This window comes from Glycomyces sp. YM15, from assembly GCF_016918015.1.
Lineage (GTDB): Bacteria > Actinomycetota > Actinomycetes > Mycobacteriales > Micromonosporaceae > Glycomyces.
In genome coordinates this window covers 342,265-360,552 of sequence record NZ_JAERMK010000001.1, presented here as the reverse complement: position 1 = coordinate 360,552, position 18,288 = coordinate 342,265, and the positions used below count along the sequence as shown (strand labels likewise).

At 70.0% G+C, this 18,288-nt stretch carries 18 protein-coding genes and 1 pseudogene; 16 read left to right on the top strand and 3 right to left on the bottom strand.

Annotation, left to right across the window (positions count from 1 at the left end; all coding sequences use genetic code 11):
- Window positions 1-19: 19 nt before the first annotated feature.
- Together acnA and JHY01_RS01630 are read right to left on the bottom strand one after the other, a co-directional pair.
- On the bottom strand, window positions 20-2,740 hold the full coding sequence (gene acnA, locus JHY01_RS01635; RefSeq protein ID WP_374199473.1) for an aconitate hydratase AcnA: 2,721 nt from the start codon (window positions 2,738-2,740) through the stop codon (window positions 20-22).
- A gap of 367 nt (window positions 2,741-3,107) precedes the next feature.
- Entirely contained in the window at window positions 3,108-4,583 is a 1,476-nt protein-coding gene (locus tag JHY01_RS01630; RefSeq protein WP_205323840.1) for an aminopeptidase P family protein, read from the bottom strand.
- Window positions 4,584-4,737: 154 nt separating this feature from the next.
- On the opposite strand from JHY01_RS01630, the gene JHY01_RS01625 reads away from it, so the two are divergent.
- The 14 genes and pseudogenes from JHY01_RS01625 to JHY01_RS01560 all read left to right on the top strand — a co-directional run bounded on the left by JHY01_RS01625 (window position 4,738) and on the right by JHY01_RS01560 (window position 15,776).
- Window positions 4,738-5,037, top strand: coding sequence for a hypothetical protein (locus tag JHY01_RS01625; protein ID WP_205323839.1), 300 nt, complete (start codon window positions 4,738-4,740; stop codon window positions 5,035-5,037).
- A complete protein-coding gene (locus JHY01_RS01620) occupies window positions 5,034-5,429 on the top strand; it encodes a hypothetical protein (protein ID WP_112140276.1) in 396 nt (131 codons plus the stop codon). Before JHY01_RS01625 ends, JHY01_RS01620 begins: the two co-directional genes overlap by 4 nt.
- Window positions 5,430-5,461: 32 nt before the next feature.
- A complete protein-coding gene (locus tag JHY01_RS27560) occupies window positions 5,462-5,929 on the top strand; it encodes a PH domain-containing protein (protein ID WP_205323838.1) in 468 nt (155 codons plus the stop codon).
- Window positions 5,930-6,266: 337 nt separating this feature from the next.
- The gene (infC, locus tag JHY01_RS01610; RefSeq protein ID WP_205324040.1) at window positions 6,267-6,905 is read left to right on the top strand and encodes a translation initiation factor IF-3; all 639 of its coding nucleotides are present in this window, start codon (window positions 6,267-6,269) and stop codon (window positions 6,903-6,905) included.
- Window positions 6,906-6,986: 81 nt separating this feature from the next.
- The gene (gene rpmI, locus JHY01_RS01605; protein ID WP_205323837.1) at window positions 6,987-7,181 is read left to right on the top strand and encodes a 50S ribosomal protein L35; all 195 of its coding nucleotides are present in this window, start codon (window positions 6,987-6,989) and stop codon (window positions 7,179-7,181) included.
- A gap of 52 nt (window positions 7,182-7,233) precedes the next feature.
- Window positions 7,234-7,617, top strand: a complete 384-nt coding sequence (gene rplT, locus JHY01_RS01600) for a 50S ribosomal protein L20 (protein WP_205323836.1) — start codon at window positions 7,234-7,236, stop codon at window positions 7,615-7,617.
- On the top strand, window positions 7,618-8,427 hold the full coding sequence (locus JHY01_RS01595) for an RNA methyltransferase (RefSeq protein ID WP_205323835.1): 810 nt from the start codon (window positions 7,618-7,620) through the stop codon (window positions 8,425-8,427).
- Between the two features lie 149 nt (window positions 8,428-8,576).
- A complete protein-coding gene (pheS, locus tag JHY01_RS01590) occupies window positions 8,577-9,638 on the top strand; it encodes a phenylalanine--tRNA ligase subunit alpha (protein WP_205323834.1) in 1,062 nt (353 codons plus the stop codon).
- A 3-nt stretch (window positions 9,639-9,641) separates the two neighbouring features.
- Complete coding sequence (gene pheT, locus JHY01_RS01585) at window positions 9,642-12,107, top strand: phenylalanine--tRNA ligase subunit beta (RefSeq protein ID WP_205323833.1); 2,466 nt, start codon at window positions 9,642-9,644, stop codon at window positions 12,105-12,107.
- A gap of 135 nt (window positions 12,108-12,242) precedes the next feature.
- The gene (locus tag JHY01_RS27175; protein WP_205323832.1) at window positions 12,243-13,829 is read left to right on the top strand and encodes a penicillin-binding transpeptidase domain-containing protein; all 1,587 of its coding nucleotides are present in this window, start codon (window positions 12,243-12,245) and stop codon (window positions 13,827-13,829) included.
- Entirely contained in the window at window positions 13,808-14,155 is a 348-nt protein-coding gene (locus tag JHY01_RS27965) for a helix-turn-helix domain-containing protein (RefSeq protein WP_374199463.1), read from the top strand. Before JHY01_RS27175 ends, JHY01_RS27965 begins: the two co-directional genes overlap by 22 nt.
- Window positions 14,156-14,208: 53 nt before the next feature.
- On the top strand, window positions 14,209-14,580 hold the full coding sequence (locus JHY01_RS01570; RefSeq protein ID WP_205323830.1) for a DUF4190 domain-containing protein: 372 nt from the start codon (window positions 14,209-14,211) through the stop codon (window positions 14,578-14,580).
- A 1-nt stretch (window position 14,581) separates the two neighbouring features.
- Window positions 14,582-15,130: pseudogene (locus JHY01_RS27960) on the top strand (phosphatase PAP2 family protein); the annotation flags it as partial.
- Between the two features lie 187 nt (window positions 15,131-15,317).
- A complete protein-coding gene (locus tag JHY01_RS01560; protein WP_205323829.1) occupies window positions 15,318-15,776 on the top strand; it encodes a DUF4190 domain-containing protein in 459 nt (152 codons plus the stop codon).
- Here JHY01_RS01560 and JHY01_RS27170 read toward each other — a convergent pair.
- Entirely contained in the window at window positions 15,760-16,161 is a 402-nt protein-coding gene (locus JHY01_RS27170; protein ID WP_205323828.1) for a YrdB family protein, read from the bottom strand. The genes JHY01_RS01560 and JHY01_RS27170 overlap by 17 nt on opposite strands.
- Before the next feature lie 116 nt (window positions 16,162-16,277).
- On the opposite strand from JHY01_RS27170, the gene JHY01_RS01550 reads away from it, so the two are divergent.
- Window positions 16,278-17,510, top strand: coding sequence for a sensor histidine kinase (locus JHY01_RS01550; protein WP_205323827.1), 1,233 nt, complete (start codon window positions 16,278-16,280; stop codon window positions 17,508-17,510).
- Window positions 17,507-18,151 carry a response regulator transcription factor gene (locus JHY01_RS01545; protein ID WP_205323826.1) on the top strand — a complete coding sequence of 215 codons (645 nt, stop codon included), beginning with the start codon at window positions 17,507-17,509 and terminating at the stop codon, window positions 18,149-18,151. Before JHY01_RS01550 ends, JHY01_RS01545 begins: the two co-directional genes overlap by 4 nt.
- The last annotated feature ends 137 nt before the right edge of the window (window positions 18,152-18,288 follow it).

Here is an 18,288-nt window from a genome sequence, read left to right as displayed (position 1 = left end):
CCTCAGCGCTCTCCAGCGGTCATTCGGCCAGCAGTCCGCGGAGGACGTACTGGAGGATGCCGCCGTTGCGGTAGTACTCGGCCTCGCCCGGGGTGTCCAGGCGGACCACGGCCTCGAAGGTGGTCTCGGCGCCGTCGGGATTGACGGCGGTCACGGTGACCGTGGCGGGGATGCCGTCGTTGATCGCGGTGACGCCCGAGATCGAGACGGTCTCCTCGCCGGTGAGGCCGAGGCTCTGGTGCGACTCGCCCTCGGGGAACTGGAGCGGGAGGACGCCCATGCCGATGAGGTTCGAGCGGTGGATGCGCTCGTAGGACTCGGCGATGACGGCCTTGACGCCCAGCAGGCGGGTGCCCTTCGCGGCCCAGTCGCGGCTCGAGCCCGTGCCGTACTCCTTGCCGGCGAAGACGACCAGCGGGGTGCCTTCGGCGGCGTAGTTCTGGCAGGCGTCGTAGATGGTCGACACCGGGCCGCCGGCCTGGGTGAAGTCGCGGGTCCAGCCGCCTTCGGTGCCCGGCGCGAGCTGGTTGCGCAGGCGGATGTTCGCGAAGGTGCCGCGGACCATGACCTCGTGGTTGCCGCGGCGTGAGCCGTAGGAGTTGAAGTCGGCCGGGGAGACGCCCTGGCCCTTCAGGTACTCGCCCGCGGGCGAGTCGGCCTTGATCGAGCCGGCGGGGGAGATGTGGTCGGTCGTGACCGAGTCGCCGAGCTTCGCCATGACGCGGGCGCCGGTGATGTCCTCGACGGCGGCCGGGGTGGCCGGCATGCCGTCGAAGTACGGAGCTTTGCGCACGTAGGTCGAGGCGTCGTCCCACTCGAAGGTGTTGCCGGTCGGGATCGGCAGGGACTGCCAGGTCTCGTCGCCGTCGAAGACGGAGGCGTACTCCTTGAGGAACATGTCGCGGCCGATGTTGCCGTCGACGACCTCGCGGATGTCCTCGGCGGAGGGCCAGATGTCGCGCAGGAACACGTCCTGGCCGTCCTTGCCCTTGCCGATCGGGTCCGACGTCAGGTCGAGGTCCATCGTCCCGGCCAGCGCGTACGCGACGACCAGCGGCGGGGACGCCAGGTAGTTCATCTTGATGTCCGGGTTGATGCGGCCCTCGAAGTTGCGGTTGCCCGAGAGGACCGCCGCGACGGCGAGGTCCCCGGCCTGGACCGCGGCCGAGGTCTCCTCGGGGAGCGGGCCGGAGTTGCCGATGCAGGTGGTGCAGCCGTAGCCGACCAGGTTGAACCCGAGCTTGTCGAGGTACGGGCTGAGCCCCGCGCGGTTCAGGTAGCCGGTGACGACCTGCGAGCCCGGCGCGAGGGAGGTCTTGACCCACGGCTTGGAGAGCAGGCCCAGTTCGACGGCGTTCTTGGCGAGGAGGCCGGCGCCGACCATGACGTACGGGTTGGAGGTGTTGGTGCACGAGGTGATCGCGGCGATGACGACGGCGCCGTGGTCGAGCTCGAATTCACCGTTCTCCGACTTGACCGTCTGCGGGTTGTGCGGGCGGTCGCCGTTGGCCTTCTCCGCGGGCGAGTCGGAACCGGGGAAGGACTCCTCGCCGGCCTCGTCGTGGACGTAGTTCGCGACGTCGCGGCGCCACTGGTGCCCGGCCTGGTCGAGCTGGATGCGGTCCTGCGGGCGCTTGGGTCCGGCGATGGAGGGCACGACGGTGGAGAGGTCGAGCTCGAGGTACTCGGAGTACGCGGCTTCCTTGGCCGGGTCGTGCCACATGCCCTGGGCCTTGGCGTAGGCCTCGACGAGCGCGATCTGCTCTTCGGTGCGGCCGGTGAGGCGCAGGTAGTCGACGGTGCGCTCGTCGATCGGGAAGATGCCGCAGGTGGAGCCGAACTCGGGGGCCATGTTGCCGAGCGTGGAGCGGTCGGCGACGGGCACGGAGGAGACGCCCTCGCCGTAGAACTCGACGAACTTGCCGACGACGCCGTGGTCGCGCAGCATCTCGGTGATGGTGAGCACGAGGTCGGTGGCGGTGGTCCCGGCAGGCAGGTCGCCGGAGAGCTTGAATCCGACGACGCGCGGGATGAGCATCGAGATGGGCTGGCCGAGCATCGCGGCCTCGGCCTCGATGCCGCCGACGCCCCAGCCGAGGACGCCGATGCCGTTCTCCATGGTGGTGTGGGAGTCGGTGCCGACGCAGGTGTCGGGGTAGGCGACGCCGTCGCGGGTCATGACGACGCGCGCGAGGTGCTCGATGTTGACCTGGTGGACGATGCCGGTGCCGGGCGGGACGACCTTGAACTCGTCGAAGGCGGTCTGGCCCCAGCGCAGGAACTGGTAGCGCTCGCGGTTGCGCTCGTATTCGCGCTCCACGTTGCGCTTGAAGGAGTCCGGGTGCCCGAAGAAGTCGACGATCACGGAGTGGTCGATGACCATCTCGGCGGGCGCGAGGGGGTTGACCTTGGAGGGGTCGCCGCCGAGGTCGCGGACGGCCTCGCGCATGGTGGCGAGGTCGACGACGCAGGGGACGCCGGTGAAGTCCTGCATGATCACGCGGGCGGGCGTGAACTGGATCTCGGTGCTGGGCTTGGCGGCCGGGTCCCAGGAGCCGAGCGCCCGGATGTGGTCGGCGGTGATGTCCGCGCCGTCCTCGTTGCGCAGCAGGTTCTCGAGGAGGACCTTGAGGCTGTATGGCAGCCGGTCGTGTCCCTCGACCTTGTCGATGCGGAAGATGTCGTATTCGTGTTCGCCGACCCGCAGCGTCTCGCGGGCGCCGAAGGAGTCCGTACTCACCATGAGAGCTCCTCGATTCAGGATTTGAAGGTCGGCTTCAGTCTGCCCCAACCTGAAGGGCCGGGAACCGAGGTCGGGCAGAGCAGCCGCCTTTTAAACAGTACGTCCGTCTTATTTAACGAGGCCAACTGTAGCACCCGGCGTTTCGAGGGAGTTTCTTAGCCGAGCCTAACGAGGGGCTGCGAGGCTGAGTGCTGTTGCGGGAGAGCGCATCCGGGTCAGGGAACGTTAAAGGCCGACGGCGGCCGGTGTGCGGTGATGTCGGCCGCCGTCGGCCCGGTGCGGTGGATATAAGTCTTAATTCGGACTATACGCGCCGCGCTCCCGGGGTTTACACCGGCCCTGTGAGCCACGTCGCCACCTGCGTCTACACAGCGAGGCGGGGCCCCGCCGCACGCTGGGATTCGAGCCAGGACTCCACGTCGTCCGCGGTGCGGGGCAGCCCGGCCGAGAGGTTCTCGCAGCCCTCGGCGGTGACCCGCACGTCGTCTTCGATGCGGATGCCGACCCCGCGCAGCTCCTCGGGCACCAGCTCGTCGTTGGCCTGGAAGTACAGTCCCGGCTCGACGGTGAGCACGAAGTCCTCGGAAACGGAGCCCCGATAGTAGTGCTCGGGACGCGAGTTCGCGCAGTCGTGCACGTCGAGGCCGAGCATGTGGCCGAAGCCGTGCAGCGTCCAGCGGCGGTAGATCAGCGAGTCCTTGTCGAGCGCCTCGTCGACCGAGCCCGGCAGCACCCCGAGGTCCTTGAGCCCCTCGGCCAGCACCCGCATGCAGGTCTGGTGGATCTCCTGGAACTCGGTGCCGGGCTTGATGACGTCCATGCCCGCCTGCTGCGAGGCGTGCACGATGTCGTAGACCTCCCGCTGCAGCGGCGTGAACCGGCCGCTCACTGGCAGCGTGCGGGTCACGTCGGCGGTGTAGAGGTGGTTGTTCTCCACGCCCATGTCCATGAGGATCAGCTCGCCCGGCGTGGTCCGGCCGTCGTTGGTGATCCAGTGCAGCGTGGTGGCGTGCGATCCGGCGCCCACGATCGAGTCGTACCCGAGGCCGTTGCCTTCGAGGCGCGAACGCAGGCCGAACACGCCTTCGAGGGCCCGCTCCGGGATCGAGCCGTGCGACGGGAGCACCCGCGCCACGTCCTCGAAGCCGCGCACGGTGATGTCGATGGCGTCCTGCAGCTGCTCGAGCTCCCAGGCGTCCTTGACCAGGCGCAGTTCGGAGAGCACCGCCGCGAGTTCGCCATCGCGCGACAGCTGCGGCTGGCCTTCGAGGTCCTTCGTCGGCTCCTCGGCCGCGAAGTGCGCGTCCACACCGGCGTCGAAGCCGCGCAGCACGCGGACCTTGCCGCGCTCCACGCCCTGCAGCTCGCTCTCGAGCCGCTCCACGTCGCGGACCTCGATGCCGAGCTCGACACTGGTCTCCTGAAGGGACTTCTTGCGGCCGATCCACAGCTCGCCGTACTTCGCGGAGCGGAAGAACTCGTCGGAGTCGTAGCCCTTGCGCGGGCGCCGGTACAGCACCGCGTCGTGGCCGGAGCCGTTCGGGTGCAGGACCAGCACGCCCTCGGGGTCGAGGTCGCCGGTGAGCCACGCGAAGTCCGAACCCGCGCGGAAGCGGAAGAAGGTGTCGTTCGAGCGGGTCTTCTCGGCGCCGGTGGGGACGACGACCGTCTCGCCGGGGAAGGCCGATGAGACCGCCTCGCGGCGGCGGGCCGTGTAGGCCGCCTGCGCCGACTCGGCCACGTCGAGTTCCGTCGCGCCCCAGCCGGTGCGCATGAAGTTCAGGAACTTCTCGGGGAACTTGGGGTCGTGGGGCCGCTCGCCGGACTTCTTCTCAGCCATGACAGGTCCTTCCAACCAGACTGTGCAAATGAGGTTGTGCCTCATCACGACCGTACCGCAGCGCCGATTCATGGCTCGCACGCTTCGCGCCGAGGGAGGTGAGACCGCGATGGCGGCTAGTGCGAACGCCTGAGCCACCGCTACCCTGGAAATCGTGACCGATCGCGCCAATTCGTCGCTCAATCCTCCCGCGGGGGCGGGCCCCTCGCGCTCGGGCGTCACGCTCTCCGCCTCCCAGCTCGAGCAGATCCGCCGCCTCGTCGCGGTCGGACGGGCCTCCTCGGTCGACGAGTACGTCGCCGCCGCGGTCGCCGAACGCCTCGAGCGGGACCGCTCGCTCAGCGAGCTCCAGGACCTCTTCGAGCGCAAGGGCCACGCCCCCAGCGCCGAGCACCTGGCCTGGGCCCGCGAGAAGCTCGGCATCGACGGCAAAGACGGAGAGGCCAATACGTGATCGGCGGCCGCATCCTGGACGTGTCCGCCATCGTCGGTTTCGCCACCTCCATGCCCTACCCGCAGGCCGTCGTCTTCACCGCGCTCGAGCAGAACGTGGTCCTCGCGATCCCCTCCGGGGCCCTCGCCGAGGCCTGGTCGCAGGCGCGCCGCCGCGACCGCGACGCCCTGCTCGTGCTGCTCGGCCTGCCCGTCACCGTCGTGATGGACCTGGACCAGAAGTCCGCCCGCGACGTCGGCCTCATGCTGTCGCGCTCGCGCCAGCACGGGAACATCGCCGCCGGGCACGTCGCGTGGTGTGGCCTGAACCGCCCCGGCTGGCCCATCGTGACGGGCGAACCCAAGACGCTGCTTGCATTCGACTCGAGCCTCGAGATCGACCAATTGCCTTGAACCGAGGACAGCAGGACAATGGAGGAGTGGGCGTGACCGCCGTACAGGAGCAGACCATGAGCGATCTCGGGCAACTCGACTACCGGCCCCGCAAGTCCCGCATCGGGGCCTGGATCGGCGCGGTCATCGCGTTCGGCGGCTTCACCGCCCTGTCCTTCACCCTCGGCAACCAGACCTACGAGGGCGGCACCGTCACCTGGGTCGACCAGATCGCCATGATCGGCCTCGGCGTCATCGGCGCCGGCATCGCACTCGCCTTCCTGCGCCTGCGCGTCCGCGCCGACGAGAAGGGCGTCGAGGTGACCAACGTCGCGTCGAAGCGCTACTTCCCGTGGCAGGTCGTCACCGCCATCAACTTCACGGACAAGATGACTTGGGCCACCGTGGAACTCGCGGACGACGACGAGATGTCGATCATGGCCGTCCAGGTCAGCGACAAGGAGCGGGCTGTGGCGGCGATCAAACACCTGCGAGCGCTCTTGGAGCAGTCCCGCAGCTAGGTGCTAGTATTGCGTGTCGATCGCACCGTGCCATCTCGAATGGCGAGCGGTGCCGCAAGCGGAGTCCAGCTCCCACCCGCAGCCGGGACCCCTCACGGGGGATCCGACAGGTGAACGGGTCACGTACGGCGACATGATCGCCGTGCCCTTGGAGTGGACCCTGGCTGACGCCGGGGTCTTTTCTTTTGGGGACCTCACCCGCGTGAGGCTGTGCTGGGTCACGCTTGCAACGACAAGCCGCCGGGGCTCCCGCCCCGACGACCGGAACAGCCACAGGGGCGCTGACGTCATGTCAGCGAGAATCGCGAACCAAGGAGGCCCCATCAGCGATCTGCGCATTAACGACCAGATTCGGACCAAGGAAGTGCGCCTGGTCGGCCCGGCAGGAGAACAGGTCGGCATCGTGTCGATCGACAAAGCCCTGCAACTGGCCGCCGACGTCGACCTGGACCTGGTCGAAGTCGCACCCACCGCCCGTCCGCCGGTCTGCAAGCTCATGGACTACGGCAAGTACAAGTACGAGTCCGCCCAGAAGGCCCGTGCTTCGCGCCGCAACCAGCAGCAGACCGTCATCAAAGAGATGAAGCTCCGGCCGAAGATCGACAAGCACGACTACGAGACCAAAAAGGGTCACATCGTGCGGTTCCTCACGGCCGGCGACAAAGTCAAGATCACGATCATGTTCCGCGGTCGCGAGCAGTCGCGCCCCGAGCTCGGCCGGCGCCTGCTGGACAAGCTCGCGGAAGAGCTCAAGGACCTCGCGGTCATCGAGTCCGCCGCCAAGCAGGACGGCCGCAACATGATCATGGTCGTCGCCCCGATCCGCCCCAAGGGCGAGATCGTCAAGAGCGGCGGCGGACGCAAGGGCGGACGCGGCGGCGACGCCGAACAGGCCGAAGCGGCTCCGGAAGAGGCACCTGCGGAGGCTCCCTCGGAAGCCGCCGAAAAGGCGCCCACCGAGACGCCCGAGGCCTGACCCCGAGCACTACTCACCGGCCGGAAGCGGGCGCCCGCGTGCGCCCGCCCCGACCGGCATTGAACACAGAGGAGAAGCACGATGCCGAAGATGAAGACCCACAGCGGTGCCAAGAAGCGGTTCAAGGTGACCGGCTCCGGCAAGCTGATGCGCCGCAAGGCCGGCAAGAACCACCTCATGGAGCACAAGAGCGGTCGGTTCAAGCGCGAGCAGCAGGGCCGCGGCGAGGTTTCCCCCGCCGACCAGAAGCAGGTCCGGAAGCTGCTGGGCCGCTAAGCCCGCACTCCGTTTGACTTACCATCCGCTTTAAACGCAAGGAGACTGAACTGTGGCACGCGTCAAGCGTTCGGTGAACGCCAAGAAGAAACGCCGCGTCGTACTCGAAGAGGCCAAGGGCTACCGCGGGCAGCGCTCGCGCCTGTACCGCAAGGCCAAGGAGCAGCTGCTCCACTCGTACACCTACTCGTACCGCGACCGCAAGAACCGCAAGCGCGAGTTCCGGAAGCTGTGGATCACCCGCATCAACGCCGCCGCCCGCGCGAACGGCATCACCTACAACCGCTTCATGCAGGGCCTGGCCCTCGCCGAGGTCGAGGTGGACCGCAAGATCCTCGCCGAGCTGGCCGTCAACGACGCGGCGGCGTTCACCGCCCTCGTCGATGTGGCCCGCAAGGCCCTCCCCGCGGACGTCAACGCTCCCGCCGAGCAGTAGATGCAGCTTGACTCACCCGGGACGGACGCGCTCACCGCGCGATCGTCCCGGGTCGTCAATGCCCGGAAGCTGCAGCGCCGCCGCGGCCGCGACAAGGCCGAGCGGTTCCTCGCCGAAGGGCCGCAGGCCGTCCGCGAAGCCATCGCCGCCGGAGCGGTGGAAGACCTCTTCTACGACTTCGACGCCGACACCCGCCACTCGGACCTGATCGACGCCGCCGTCGCCGCGGGCGCCCATGTGCACCCGTGCACCGACGAGGGCCTGGCCGCACTGGCCGAGACCGTGACCCCGCAAGGGCTCGTCGCGGTCTGCCGGTTCTTGGACCAGTCCCTTCCCGAAGCGGCGAACCTGGTCGCGGTGCTCCACGGGATCACCGACCCCGGGAACGCCGGGACGGTGCTCCGCGCCGCCGACGCCGCCGGGGCCGATTGCGTGGTCTTCGCCACCGACTCGGTCGACCCCTACAACGGCAAGTGCGTGCGCTCCTCCGCCGGGAGCCTGTTCCATCTGCCGGTGGTCCGCGCCGCGGACACGGCCGACGCGCTCGACCTGTTCCCGCACGCCCAGATCCTGGCCGCGGCCGCCGACGGGGACGACCTGTACGCGCTCGACCGCGCTGGCGATCTCGACGCGCCCACGGTGTGGCTGTTCGGCTCCGAGGCCCACGGCCTCGACGAAGCGACCGCTGCTCTGGCGCACCGCAAGGTGGGCGTCCCGATCTGGGGCGAGGCCGAGAGCCTGAACCTCGCCGTCGCCGCAGGGGTTTGCCTTTATGCCAGTGCTGCGGCCCGGCGTCGAAAGTTAGACTAGTGGCATGTCTATCGGCTACCGCGAATTTATCCAGCCCGCCGGGTGCGGGCTGTGGCGTTAGTCGTCCACGCCTTCTCTTCCCTGGCGGGCTGCGGCCGAGCCGCGTGCCTTCCTTAGACTCCTTTTGGTCCCGCCAGGAGAAAGACGTTATGAGCACAGACATTGAGGCTGGCCTGCTCCAGCCCGAGGCCCTCGCCGAGGCCGTCAAAGACGCCGCCGCGATCATCGCCGCCGCCTCCAACCTCGAAGCACTCGCCGCAGCCAAGTCCGCCACGCTCGGCGACAAGGCTCCGGTCTCCTTGGCCCGCAGGGCGATCGGTTCGATCCCGGGCAAGGAGCGCGGTGAGGCCGGGCGCAATGTGAACGCCGCCCGCACCGAGATCACCGGCCTGTTCGAGGCCCGCGAGGAGATCCTGAAGGCCGCCGAGGCCGCGCGCATCCTCCGCGAGGAGACCGTCGACGTCACGGCCCGCACGGCCCGCCGCCGCGAAGGCGCGCGCCACCCGATCAACGTCCAGATGGACCGCATCGCCGACCTGTTCGTCGCCATGGGCTACGAGATCGGCGAAGGCCCCGAGGTCGAGCTCGAATGGTTCAACTTCGACGCGCTCAACATCCACCCGGACCACCCCGCCCGGACCATGATGGACACCTTCCACATCGCCGACGGCAAGGGCGAGTACGGCTCGAACATGGTGCTGCGCACGCACACCTCGACGGTGCAGATCCACACCATGCTCACGCAGGAGCCGCCGATCTACACGGTCGCGCCCGGCCGCGTGTACCGCACCGACGAGGTGGACGCGACGCACTCGCCCGTGTTCCACCAGACCGAGGGCCTCGTGGTCGACAAGGGCATCACCATGGCCGACCTCAAGGGCACCCTCGACCACTTCGCGAAGTCGGTCTTCGGTGCCGAGGCGATCACCCGTCTGCGCCCCTCGTACTTCCCGTTCACCGAGCCGAGCGCCGAGGTCGACGTCTGGTTCGCCGCGCACAAGGACGGGCCGCGCTGGATCGAGTGGGGCGGCTGCGGCATGGTCAACCCGCGCGTGCTGCGCGCCTGCGGGATCGACCCCGAGGTGTACTCGGGCTTCGCGTTCGGGATGGGCGTGGAGCGCGCGCTCATGCTGCGCCACGGCATCACCGACCTGCGCGACATCATCGACGGCGACGTCCGGTTCCCCGCCGGACTGAAGGTGGAGGAGTAGACGATGAGGATTCCCGTTTCCTGGCTCGCCGAGTACGCCGCCCTGCCCGAGGACCTGACCACGGAGGCGCTCGACGCCGCCCTGGTCGAGGCCGGGCTCGAGGTCGAAGAGGTCGAGGACCTGCGCGGCCGCGTGACCGGCCCGCTCGTGGTCGGCCGCGTGGCCTCCATTGAAGAGCTCACCGAGTTCAAGAAGCCGATCCGCCACTGCTGGGTCGAGGTCGGCGAGGCCGAGCCGCGCTCGGTCATCTGCGGCGCGCGGAACTTCGCCGAAGGCGACCTCGTCGTCGTGGCGCTGCCCGGCGCCGAACTGCCCGGCGGCTTCAAGATCGGTTCGCGCAAGACCTACGGCCGCCTCTCGGACGGCATGATCTGCTCGGCCCGCGAACTCGGCGTCTCCGACGACCACGACGGCATCATCGTCCTCGAGGGCGGCACTGTCGGGGAGGACGCCCGACCGCTGGTCGGCCTCGACGACGTCGTGTTCGAATTGGCGATCACCCCGGACATGGGCTACTGCTTCTCCGTGCGCGGCATCGCCCGCGAGGTCGCGCACCGCCTCGGCGTCGCGTTCACCGACCCGGCCGCGAAGGCCGTGGAGCCCGCCGCGACCGAGCACCCGCCCTACCCGGTGCGGGTCGAGACCGACGGCTGCTCGCGCTTCACGCTGCGCGAGGTGCGCGACGTGGACGCCAACGCGGAGTCGCCGGAGTGGATGGCCAAGCGGCTCACCCAGGCCGGCATGCGCCCGCTGGGCCTGGCCGTGGACGTCACCAACTACCTGATGCTCGAACTCGGCCACCCGCTGCACGCGTTCGACCGCGACGCCCTCGAGGACGTCATGGTCGTGCGCCGGGCGAAGCCGGGCGAGACCCTGAAGACCCTCGATGACGTGGAGCGGGGGCTCGACCCCGAGGACATGGTCATCACCGACGGCACCGGTCCGCTCTCGCTCGCGGGCGTGATGGGCGGCCAGACCTCCGAGGTCGGGCCGACCACCCGCAACGTGCTCATCGAAGCGGCGCACTGGAACCCGACGGCGATCGCGCGCACCTCGCGGCGGCACAAGCTCACCTCGGAGGCCTCGAAGCGCTACGAGCGCGGTGCCGACGCGGGGATCACGCTGCTCGCGGCGCAGCGCGCGGCCGACCTGCTGGTCGAGTACGGCGGCGGGACCCTCGTGGAGGCCGTGGCCGACATCGACCACCGCGAGCCTGCCACGCCGATCGCGATCCCGGTCGACCTGCCGTCCAAGACGATCGGCGTCGACTACGACCGCTCCACCGTGGTCGCGATGCTCGAGGCCGCCGGGTGCACTGTGGATGGTGACGAGGTGCTGACGGTGACGCCCGCATCGTGGCGTCCCGACCTGACCGACCCGGCCGACCTCGTGGAGGAGGTGGCCCGCCTGCACGGGTACGGCCACATCCCGTCGAGCATCCCGCGCGCGATCGCGGGAACCGGCCTGACCTCCTCGCAGCGCCGCCGCCGCCGCGTGGCACGCGCCTTGGCGGACACCGGGTTCGTCGAGACCTACACGTTCCCGTTCGTCTCGCGCGAGCGCGCCGACGAGCTGGGGCTGGACGAGAAGGACCCGCAGCGCGAGGCCGTCGCCGTGCTCAACCCGCTCGACGACGCCGCGCCGCTGCTGCGCACCACCGTGCTCGCGAGCCTGGTCAACGCGGTCCGCCTCAACCTGGCGCGCGGCGCGAAGGACCTCGCGGTGTTCGAGGAGGGCCTGGTCTTCCAGCCCGCCGAGGGCTGGAGCGACCTCGAAGTGGTCGAACTGCCGGTCTCCAAGCGCCCCGAGGACGAGGCCATCGCGGCGGCGATCCGGCGGCTGCCGGTGCAGCCGCGCCACGTCGCGGCGGTCCTGTGCGGGCAGGCCGTGCCCGCCGGTGTCGACGCGCCCGGACGGATCGTCGATTGGGCCGACGCGGTCGAGGCCGCCGAGGTCGTCGCGGCGGCTTCGGGCGTGAAGCTCGAAGTGGCCCAAGGCGAGGCCGCGCCGTGGCACCCGGGCCGGTGCGCGGAGCTGCGCGTGGACGGCGCCGTCGTCGGCCACGCGGGCGAGCTGCACCCGGAGGCCTGCGAACGTCTCGGCCTGCCGCGGCGCACCGCCGCGATGGAGCTGGACTTGACGGCCCTGCCGCTGCCGGACCTGGCGCCGGCTCCCGTGATCTCGCACTTCCCGGCGACGCTCATCGACGTGGCGATCGTGGTCGGCGAGACGGTCCCGGCGGGCGAGGTCGAGGCGGCCCTGCGCGAAGGCGCGGGCGAACTGCTCGATTCGCTGCGGCTCTTCGACGTCTACCGCGACCCGAAGCTCGGTGAAGGCAAGAAGTCGCTCGCCTTCAAGCTGGAACTGCGCGCCGCCGATCGGACGCTCACCAACGAGGAGGGGGTGGCCGTCCGCGACGCGGCGGTCGCGGTCGCGGCCGAGCGCTTCGGCGCCGCCATTCGAGAATAAGCACTGTCAACATTTGGGGCGCGACATCGCAGGTGCGATGGTGCGCCCCATTTGCGTGTCCAAATGGGATGGTTACGCGCCGTAAACGCTGAGCCGGGGGTTAGCACCTGGTCCGCGCCTTTTAAGGTACGTGGTGTGTATAACGGGAACCCCTCTCGCGTCGGCAGGCGGCGGAGGCGGACCGGCTCGCAGGAGGGCGGTTCGCCCGGGCACCGACGAGCCGGGGCCCGCGGCTCCGGCTACAGCGGCAAGCGCCGCGCGGCCGGAGCGGCGGCCATCGCGATCCCCCTGCCCGGCAAGCTCGACGACCTCGAGCTGAACCGGCTCCACCTCGCCGTCGCGGGCGCCGTCGGACTCGTGATCGCCGTCGGCGTCACCATCGTGCTCGGCAACCTCCCCGACGGCGGTGCGGGCGGCGCCGACCAAGAGGACGCCGCCTACCTCTACGCGGGCGGCCAGGCCCTCCCCGACGATTTCGCCGACCGGCACCCCTCGCTGGTCGAGCAGATCAACACCGAACTCGAAACGCGCTACGGCCTCACCCCCGATCAGCTCTACGACGAGGCCTCCCGGCCCGACGGCCCCCGCGTCGTCCTCACCCTCGACCAGATCCTCCAGGAAGCCGCCGAGCAGACCTCCGGCGAAGCCGGTGTCGTCGCCGTCGAACCCGGCACGGGCGCGGTGCGCTGCTACTACGGTGCCGAGGGCGCCACGGGCACCGACCAGGTCGGCGCCGACGCGCCGCACCCGCCCTCCTCGGTGTTCGACATGATCACCGCCGCCACCGCGCTCGAAGCGGGCGCCTCCATCGAATCCTGGTGGACCGACCAGGACAACGACGTCACGCTCGCCGCGGCCGTGCAGGAGTCCCGGACCGGCGCCATGGACGCCGTCGCGGTGAAGTACGGCGTCGAAACCGTGCTCGAAACCGCGAAGGGCATGGGCCTCAACACCATCGCCGACGGCAAAGGCACCGTCTACGACCTGGAGACGGGCGAGTACGGCGGACTCGACGCCGCCGACTTCGGCACCTACCCCGTGAGCGTCGTCGACATGGCGAGCGTTTACGCCACCATCGCCGCGGACGGCCTCCACGCCGACACCCACTTCATCGAGCGCGTCATCGACATCGGCGACGAGGAGATCCCGCCCGAGCAGGACATCGCCACGGACCGGGCGCTCGCCGAGACCACCGCCCAAGACCTCCAGTTCATCGGACTCGGCGAAGCCCAGGCCATCGAGGACCGTGACTTCTTCGGCGCGGGCGCCGACTACCACGGCGAGACCACCCAGGCCTGGTTCGTCGGCGCGATACCCCAGCTCAGCGTCGCCGCCTGGGCCAACGGCCAAGCCGCCGCCGACGGCGGCGTATCGCTGTGGCGCAACGTCATCGACACCGCGATCGAAGCGAACGGCTACGAAGCCGAAACGCTGCCGGGAGCCTCCGGCGAAGGCGAGGACCTCACCGACGACATCGTGGGCGACGACGGCCGGATCGACCCCGACAGCGCCTACTGCCAGACCAACCCCGACGCCGAGGGATGCGACGGCGCATCGTCCTCCCCGAGCGCCTCCGACTCGCCCTCACCGGACGACACCACCGACGACCCCGACCCCGACCCCGACCCCACCTCCTCGGAACCCGAACCCGAACCCCCGAGTTCCGAAGAGCCCGACCCGGAGCCCTCGACCACGGAGGAGTGCAACTGGCCGTTCTGCTGACCGTGAGCGCTTTCGGTTCCCGGTTGTCGTACCCCTCGCCTCGCCTTGAACGGTGCTCCTTCGTCCGGTTTCGGGTGTACCCGACAGCGCCGCAGCGGGCCTCGCTCGCGCGGGCGTTCGGGTCCGCGCGGGTCGTCTACAACGACGCCGTGGCGGCGAGGAAGCACGCGCGTCGTGAGGGCCTGACGTACCCGGCGACGGCACAATCGTCGAAGTCGCCGATCACCGAGGCGAAGCGGACTCCGGAGCGGGCTTGGCTCGGTCCATGCCCACCCGTAGCGGTGTCGTGTCACCGGCGCCCGAGCCGGGAATCCTCGCCCCTTTAGGATGAGGATGCCAAGGTGCTCGCGCAACCTTGCCCGATTAAGAGGAGCCCGTGATGACGTTCGACCCCTACGCGCAACAGCAGTCCCAACCCCCCGGGATGCAGCCGCAGCCCCCGGCCTACCCCCAGCAGGCCCCCGGCTACCCGCAGGCCGGGGTCGAGATCAACGGCAAGGCCGTCGCGGCCCTCGTCTGCGGCGTCCTGTTCTGCACCGGCCTGCTCGGCATCATCTCGCTCGTGCTCGGCAAGAGCGCCCAGCGGGAGATCGACATGGGCATGGGCATCGGCCGCCCGATGGCCAAGGCCGGGCGCGTCCTCGGCTGGATCGGCATCGCCTTCTCGCTGGTCTGGGTCGCCTACTTCATCATCATGATCTCCGTGGTCTCCACCGCGGCGACGACCATCTCGAACTCCCCGGGCTACTAGCGTGACTCCCAACGGCTTCCCGCGGTCGCGACTGCTCCTGGCCCTCGCGATCGCGGTGCCGTTGGCGGTGCTCGGCGACGCGATCTGGTTGCGCACCGACCCTGAAAGCCCGCCATGGCAGGGCCTCGACGACTGGTGGAACGGCCTCGTCGGCAGCCCGGTCGACAGTCCCCTGTGGCATGTCTCGGAATTCTTCAACTTCCTCGGCGGCGAACTCGGCCTCGTCCTCGGCACCGCCGCGGTCGTCGCACTGCTCGTCGTACGGCGCTGGCGTTCCGCCGTCTACGCCATCGCGGCGCTGGCCGCCACCAAACTCATCACCGACGGGATCAAAGCCGTCGGGGAGCGGCCGCGCCCGATCGACATCACGGTCGACACCGGCTCCTGGGCGTTCCCCTCCGGGCACGCCTCCCGCATGGCCGCGGTCGTGGTCGTCATCGCCGTCCTGGTGGTCCCCGCCCGGCACCTGAAGCGCTGGTGGCCGGTCGCGGTGGTCTTGACCTGCGCCATGATGCTCTCCCGGAACTGGCAGCACGCCCACTGGCTGACGGACACGATCGCGGGCACCGCGACCGGTGCGGCCGTGGCCGTCTTCACCTGGTGGGCGTTCTCGCCCCTCCTCGACCGCGAACGCGCCCTTCGGGAAGGGGTTCTCGAGACGGCGGACGCCTCGGGGGCACAGGGGACTGGCTCGGAGCGCTTAAGCTGTGGGCAGTTCTTTCTGAGAGGTGCCCCGGATGACCACGCCCGATCCCGGTTCCCAGCCACAGGAACCGCCGCAGTACCAGCAGCCAGTACCACCTCCGTACGCTCCGTACCCGCAGCAGCCCTACGGGTACCCGCCGTACGTGCCCCCGCGCCCCACGAACGGCATGGCCATCGCGGCGATGGTCTGCGGCATCGTCGGCGTGTGCAGCCCGCTGGGCATCCTCGCGCTCATCTTCGGCAACATCGCGAAGCGCCAGATCCGCGAGACCGGCGACCAGGGCGACGGCATGGCCACCGCCGGAGTGGTGCTCGGCTGGATCGGGGTGGCCGCGACCATCTTCTGGATCGCCTACTACATCTTCGTGTTCGTGGTCGTCGGCAGCGCGTTCAACGAGCTCGAGGAAGGCGACTGGTACTCCGACTTCCCGACCGACGACCCGACCTGGGCGTTCAGACTGCTGGGCAGTCTGTTCAAGGGCGGGTCCTGACATAGGTCGTCACCGCGGTGCTGGCGGCGGCCAGCACCGCGAACGCGACCGCCGCGGCCGAATGGCCCACGTCCCACAGCGCCAGCGCGGCGCCGCCGAAAGCGGCCAGTTTGAAGACGACGGTCCACGGCGTCGGCAACGGGTAGCGGGCCTTCGGTGAGACCAGCAGGCCCCAGAGTGCCGCGTACGCCCCGAAGGCCGCCACGGCGAGCGGGATCCGCGCCCACAGCGCGAGGTCGAGCGCGAGGACCCACCAGACGACGAAGGCGAACATCGCCAGCTCCAAGACGAGCGCCGAGAGCGCGTTGAGCAGGACGAGAGTGCGGGAGGGGCCCGTGTAGCGGGCCCATTCGGCTTCGCCGGGATCGTGGTTCGAGGGTGGCACGCGTCCATGATGGCGGTACGCGCGTGGTGCGCACGCGCCGGGTGCGACCAAAGTCGGAGTTCGGGATCGGCATCCAGACCGACGCCCCGGCCCGCCGGGCATGATGGGATGGGGCCATGACCAGCCCGCCCTGCCGCAGCGTCCTCAACCTCCGTGCGGTCAAACGCCCCGATGCGATCGCGGCCGTCCTCCTGTTCGCCGTGGGCTCGCTGCTGCTCGCGCTCGGCAGCTACGAGCGGTTCGGCATCGAGGTGCCGCACTGGGTGCGGTTCATCCCGCTGGCCTTCGTCTGCACGGGTGTCGTCCTGCGGCGTGCCCGGCCCGGACTGACCCTCGCGTTGGGCCTCATCGGCTTCGGCGCCGAGGTCGCGATCGGGTTCTCGCTCGCGGTCGTGTTCGTCTTCACCGACAACCTGTACGCGTACGCCCGCTACGGGTCCCGGCGCGGGCTCCGGATCATGCTGCCCGTCGCCGTGGCCGCGGTGCTGGCGACCGGGGTCTACGTCGCGGTCGCGGACGGCAGGGCTGCCGCGGTGATCAGCATGCTGGCGATCGCCGCGCTGGTCCTCGCCTCTCCGATCTTCACGGCGATCATCGTCCGCCAGGCCCACGAGCGGGCGATGCTCGAATCCGAACGGGCCGAGCAGACCGCGCGGCTCGCGGACGTGCGGCGCCGCGAGGCGGTCCTGCGCGAGCGCACGCTGATGGCGCGCGAACTGCACGACACCGTCGCGAACTACCTCTCGGCGATCGCGTTGCAGTCCACCGCCCTGCAGGCCCGCAAGGATCTCGACGCCGAGACCGTGCGCATGTCCGTGGCCGCGATCCGCTCCTCGAGCGTCGAGGGGCTGGCAGAGCTGCGGCGCATCATCGGTCTGCTGCGCGCCACGGACAACGGGACCGGTGAGGAGCTGGCGTCGTTCCGGCTCGACCAGGTGCCGGAGCTGGTCGAGCGGATGCGGAAGGTCGGTCTCGACGTGGACTTCACCGTGGAGGGGCCCGAGCGGGCGCTGCCGGGGGAGGTGGAGCTGACCGCGTACCGGGTGGTGCAGGAGGCGCTGACGAACGTGCTCAAGTACGGTTCGGACGCCGCCGTCGCGATCCGGTACGGGGACGGGCGGATCACGGTCGAGGTCGAGAACGCGGTGCGTCCCGGCGGGGACGAGGTGCCCAGCGGGGGAGCGGGCCTGGTCGGCATGACCGAGCGGGTGCGGATCCTCGGCGGCGAGGTGCGGGCCGGGCCGGAGGGCCGCCGCTGGCGCGTCCGCGCCGAGATCCCCACCGGCGGCCTCGACGAGCCCGCACCGCCGGCGCCTGCCGGCCGCTTCCTGAAACGGAGTGCACGTTGATGATCAAGGTCCTGCTCGCCGACGACCACGCGGCGGTCCGCGCCGGGTTGCGGATGCTCCTGGACAGCGCCGACGACATCGAGGTGGTCGGCGAGGCCGCCGACGGCGTCGAGGCGGTCGCGCTCGCGGGCGACCTCCGCCCGGACGTGGTCGTCATGGACGTGCGGATGCCCCGCAAGGACGGCATCGCGGCCGCGGCCGAGCTGCGCGGCGTCGCGGACGTGCTGGTGCTGACCAGCTACGGCGAGGACGAGAACGTGTTCGACGCCCTCCGGGCCGGGGCCAGCGGGTTCCTTCTCAAGGACGCCGACGCCGAGACGCTGGTGGAGGCGGTGCGCACGATCGCGCGCGGTGACGGGCTCATCTCGCCGGCGGTCACGCGCGGGCTCATCGCCGAGTTCGCGCGCTCGCGTCCGGCCTACGCGCCGATCGCGGTCGACGACGCGGGACTGGCGAATCTGACACCGCGCGAGACCGAGGTGCTCGCGCTCATCGGCGAGGGGATGTCGAACGCGGAGATCGCGGGGGAGCTCGGTATGGCCGAGGCTACGGTGAAGTCGCACGTCACGCGGGTGCTCGCGAAACTCGGGTTGGCCAGCCGGGTGCAGGCGGCCATCTTCGCCCGCGAGCAGGCACGCTGAGGTCGGGGCGGGGCTTCTGGAGGCCGGGGGTCGGATGTCGCGCGAACAGGGCGATGATCACGTCTCAGCTTCCGGTATACAAGCGCGACGCCCGGTCTGAATGCTGATACAGTACTCTGCATAGTCATTCAACATGG

Bases quoted from the DNA above. Each gene is read 5' to 3' on its own strand.
- JHY01_RS01630 (WP_205323840.1), bottom strand. From the start codon at position 4,583: ATGGCTGAGAAGAAGTCCGGCGAGCGGCCCCACGACCCCAAGTTCCCC.
- rpmI (WP_205323837.1), top strand. From the start codon at position 6,987: ATGCCGAAGATGAAGACCCACAGCGGTGCCAAGAAGCGGTTCAAGGTG.
- JHY01_RS01595 (WP_205323835.1), top strand. From the start codon at position 7,618: ATGCAGCTTGACTCACCCGGGACGGACGCGCTCACCGCGCGATCGTCC.
- pheS (WP_205323834.1), top strand. From the start codon at position 8,577: ATGAGCACAGACATTGAGGCTGGCCTGCTCCAGCCCGAGGCCCTCGCC.
- pheT (WP_205323833.1), top strand. From the start codon at position 9,642: ATGAGGATTCCCGTTTCCTGGCTCGCCGAGTACGCCGCCCTGCCCGAG.
- JHY01_RS01570 (WP_205323830.1), top strand. From the start codon at position 14,209: ATGACGTTCGACCCCTACGCGCAACAGCAGTCCCAACCCCCCGGGATG.
- JHY01_RS01560 (WP_205323829.1), top strand. From the start codon at position 15,318: ATGACCACGCCCGATCCCGGTTCCCAGCCACAGGAACCGCCGCAGTAC.
- JHY01_RS01550 (WP_205323827.1), top strand. From the start codon at position 16,278: ATGACCAGCCCGCCCTGCCGCAGCGTCCTCAACCTCCGTGCGGTCAAA.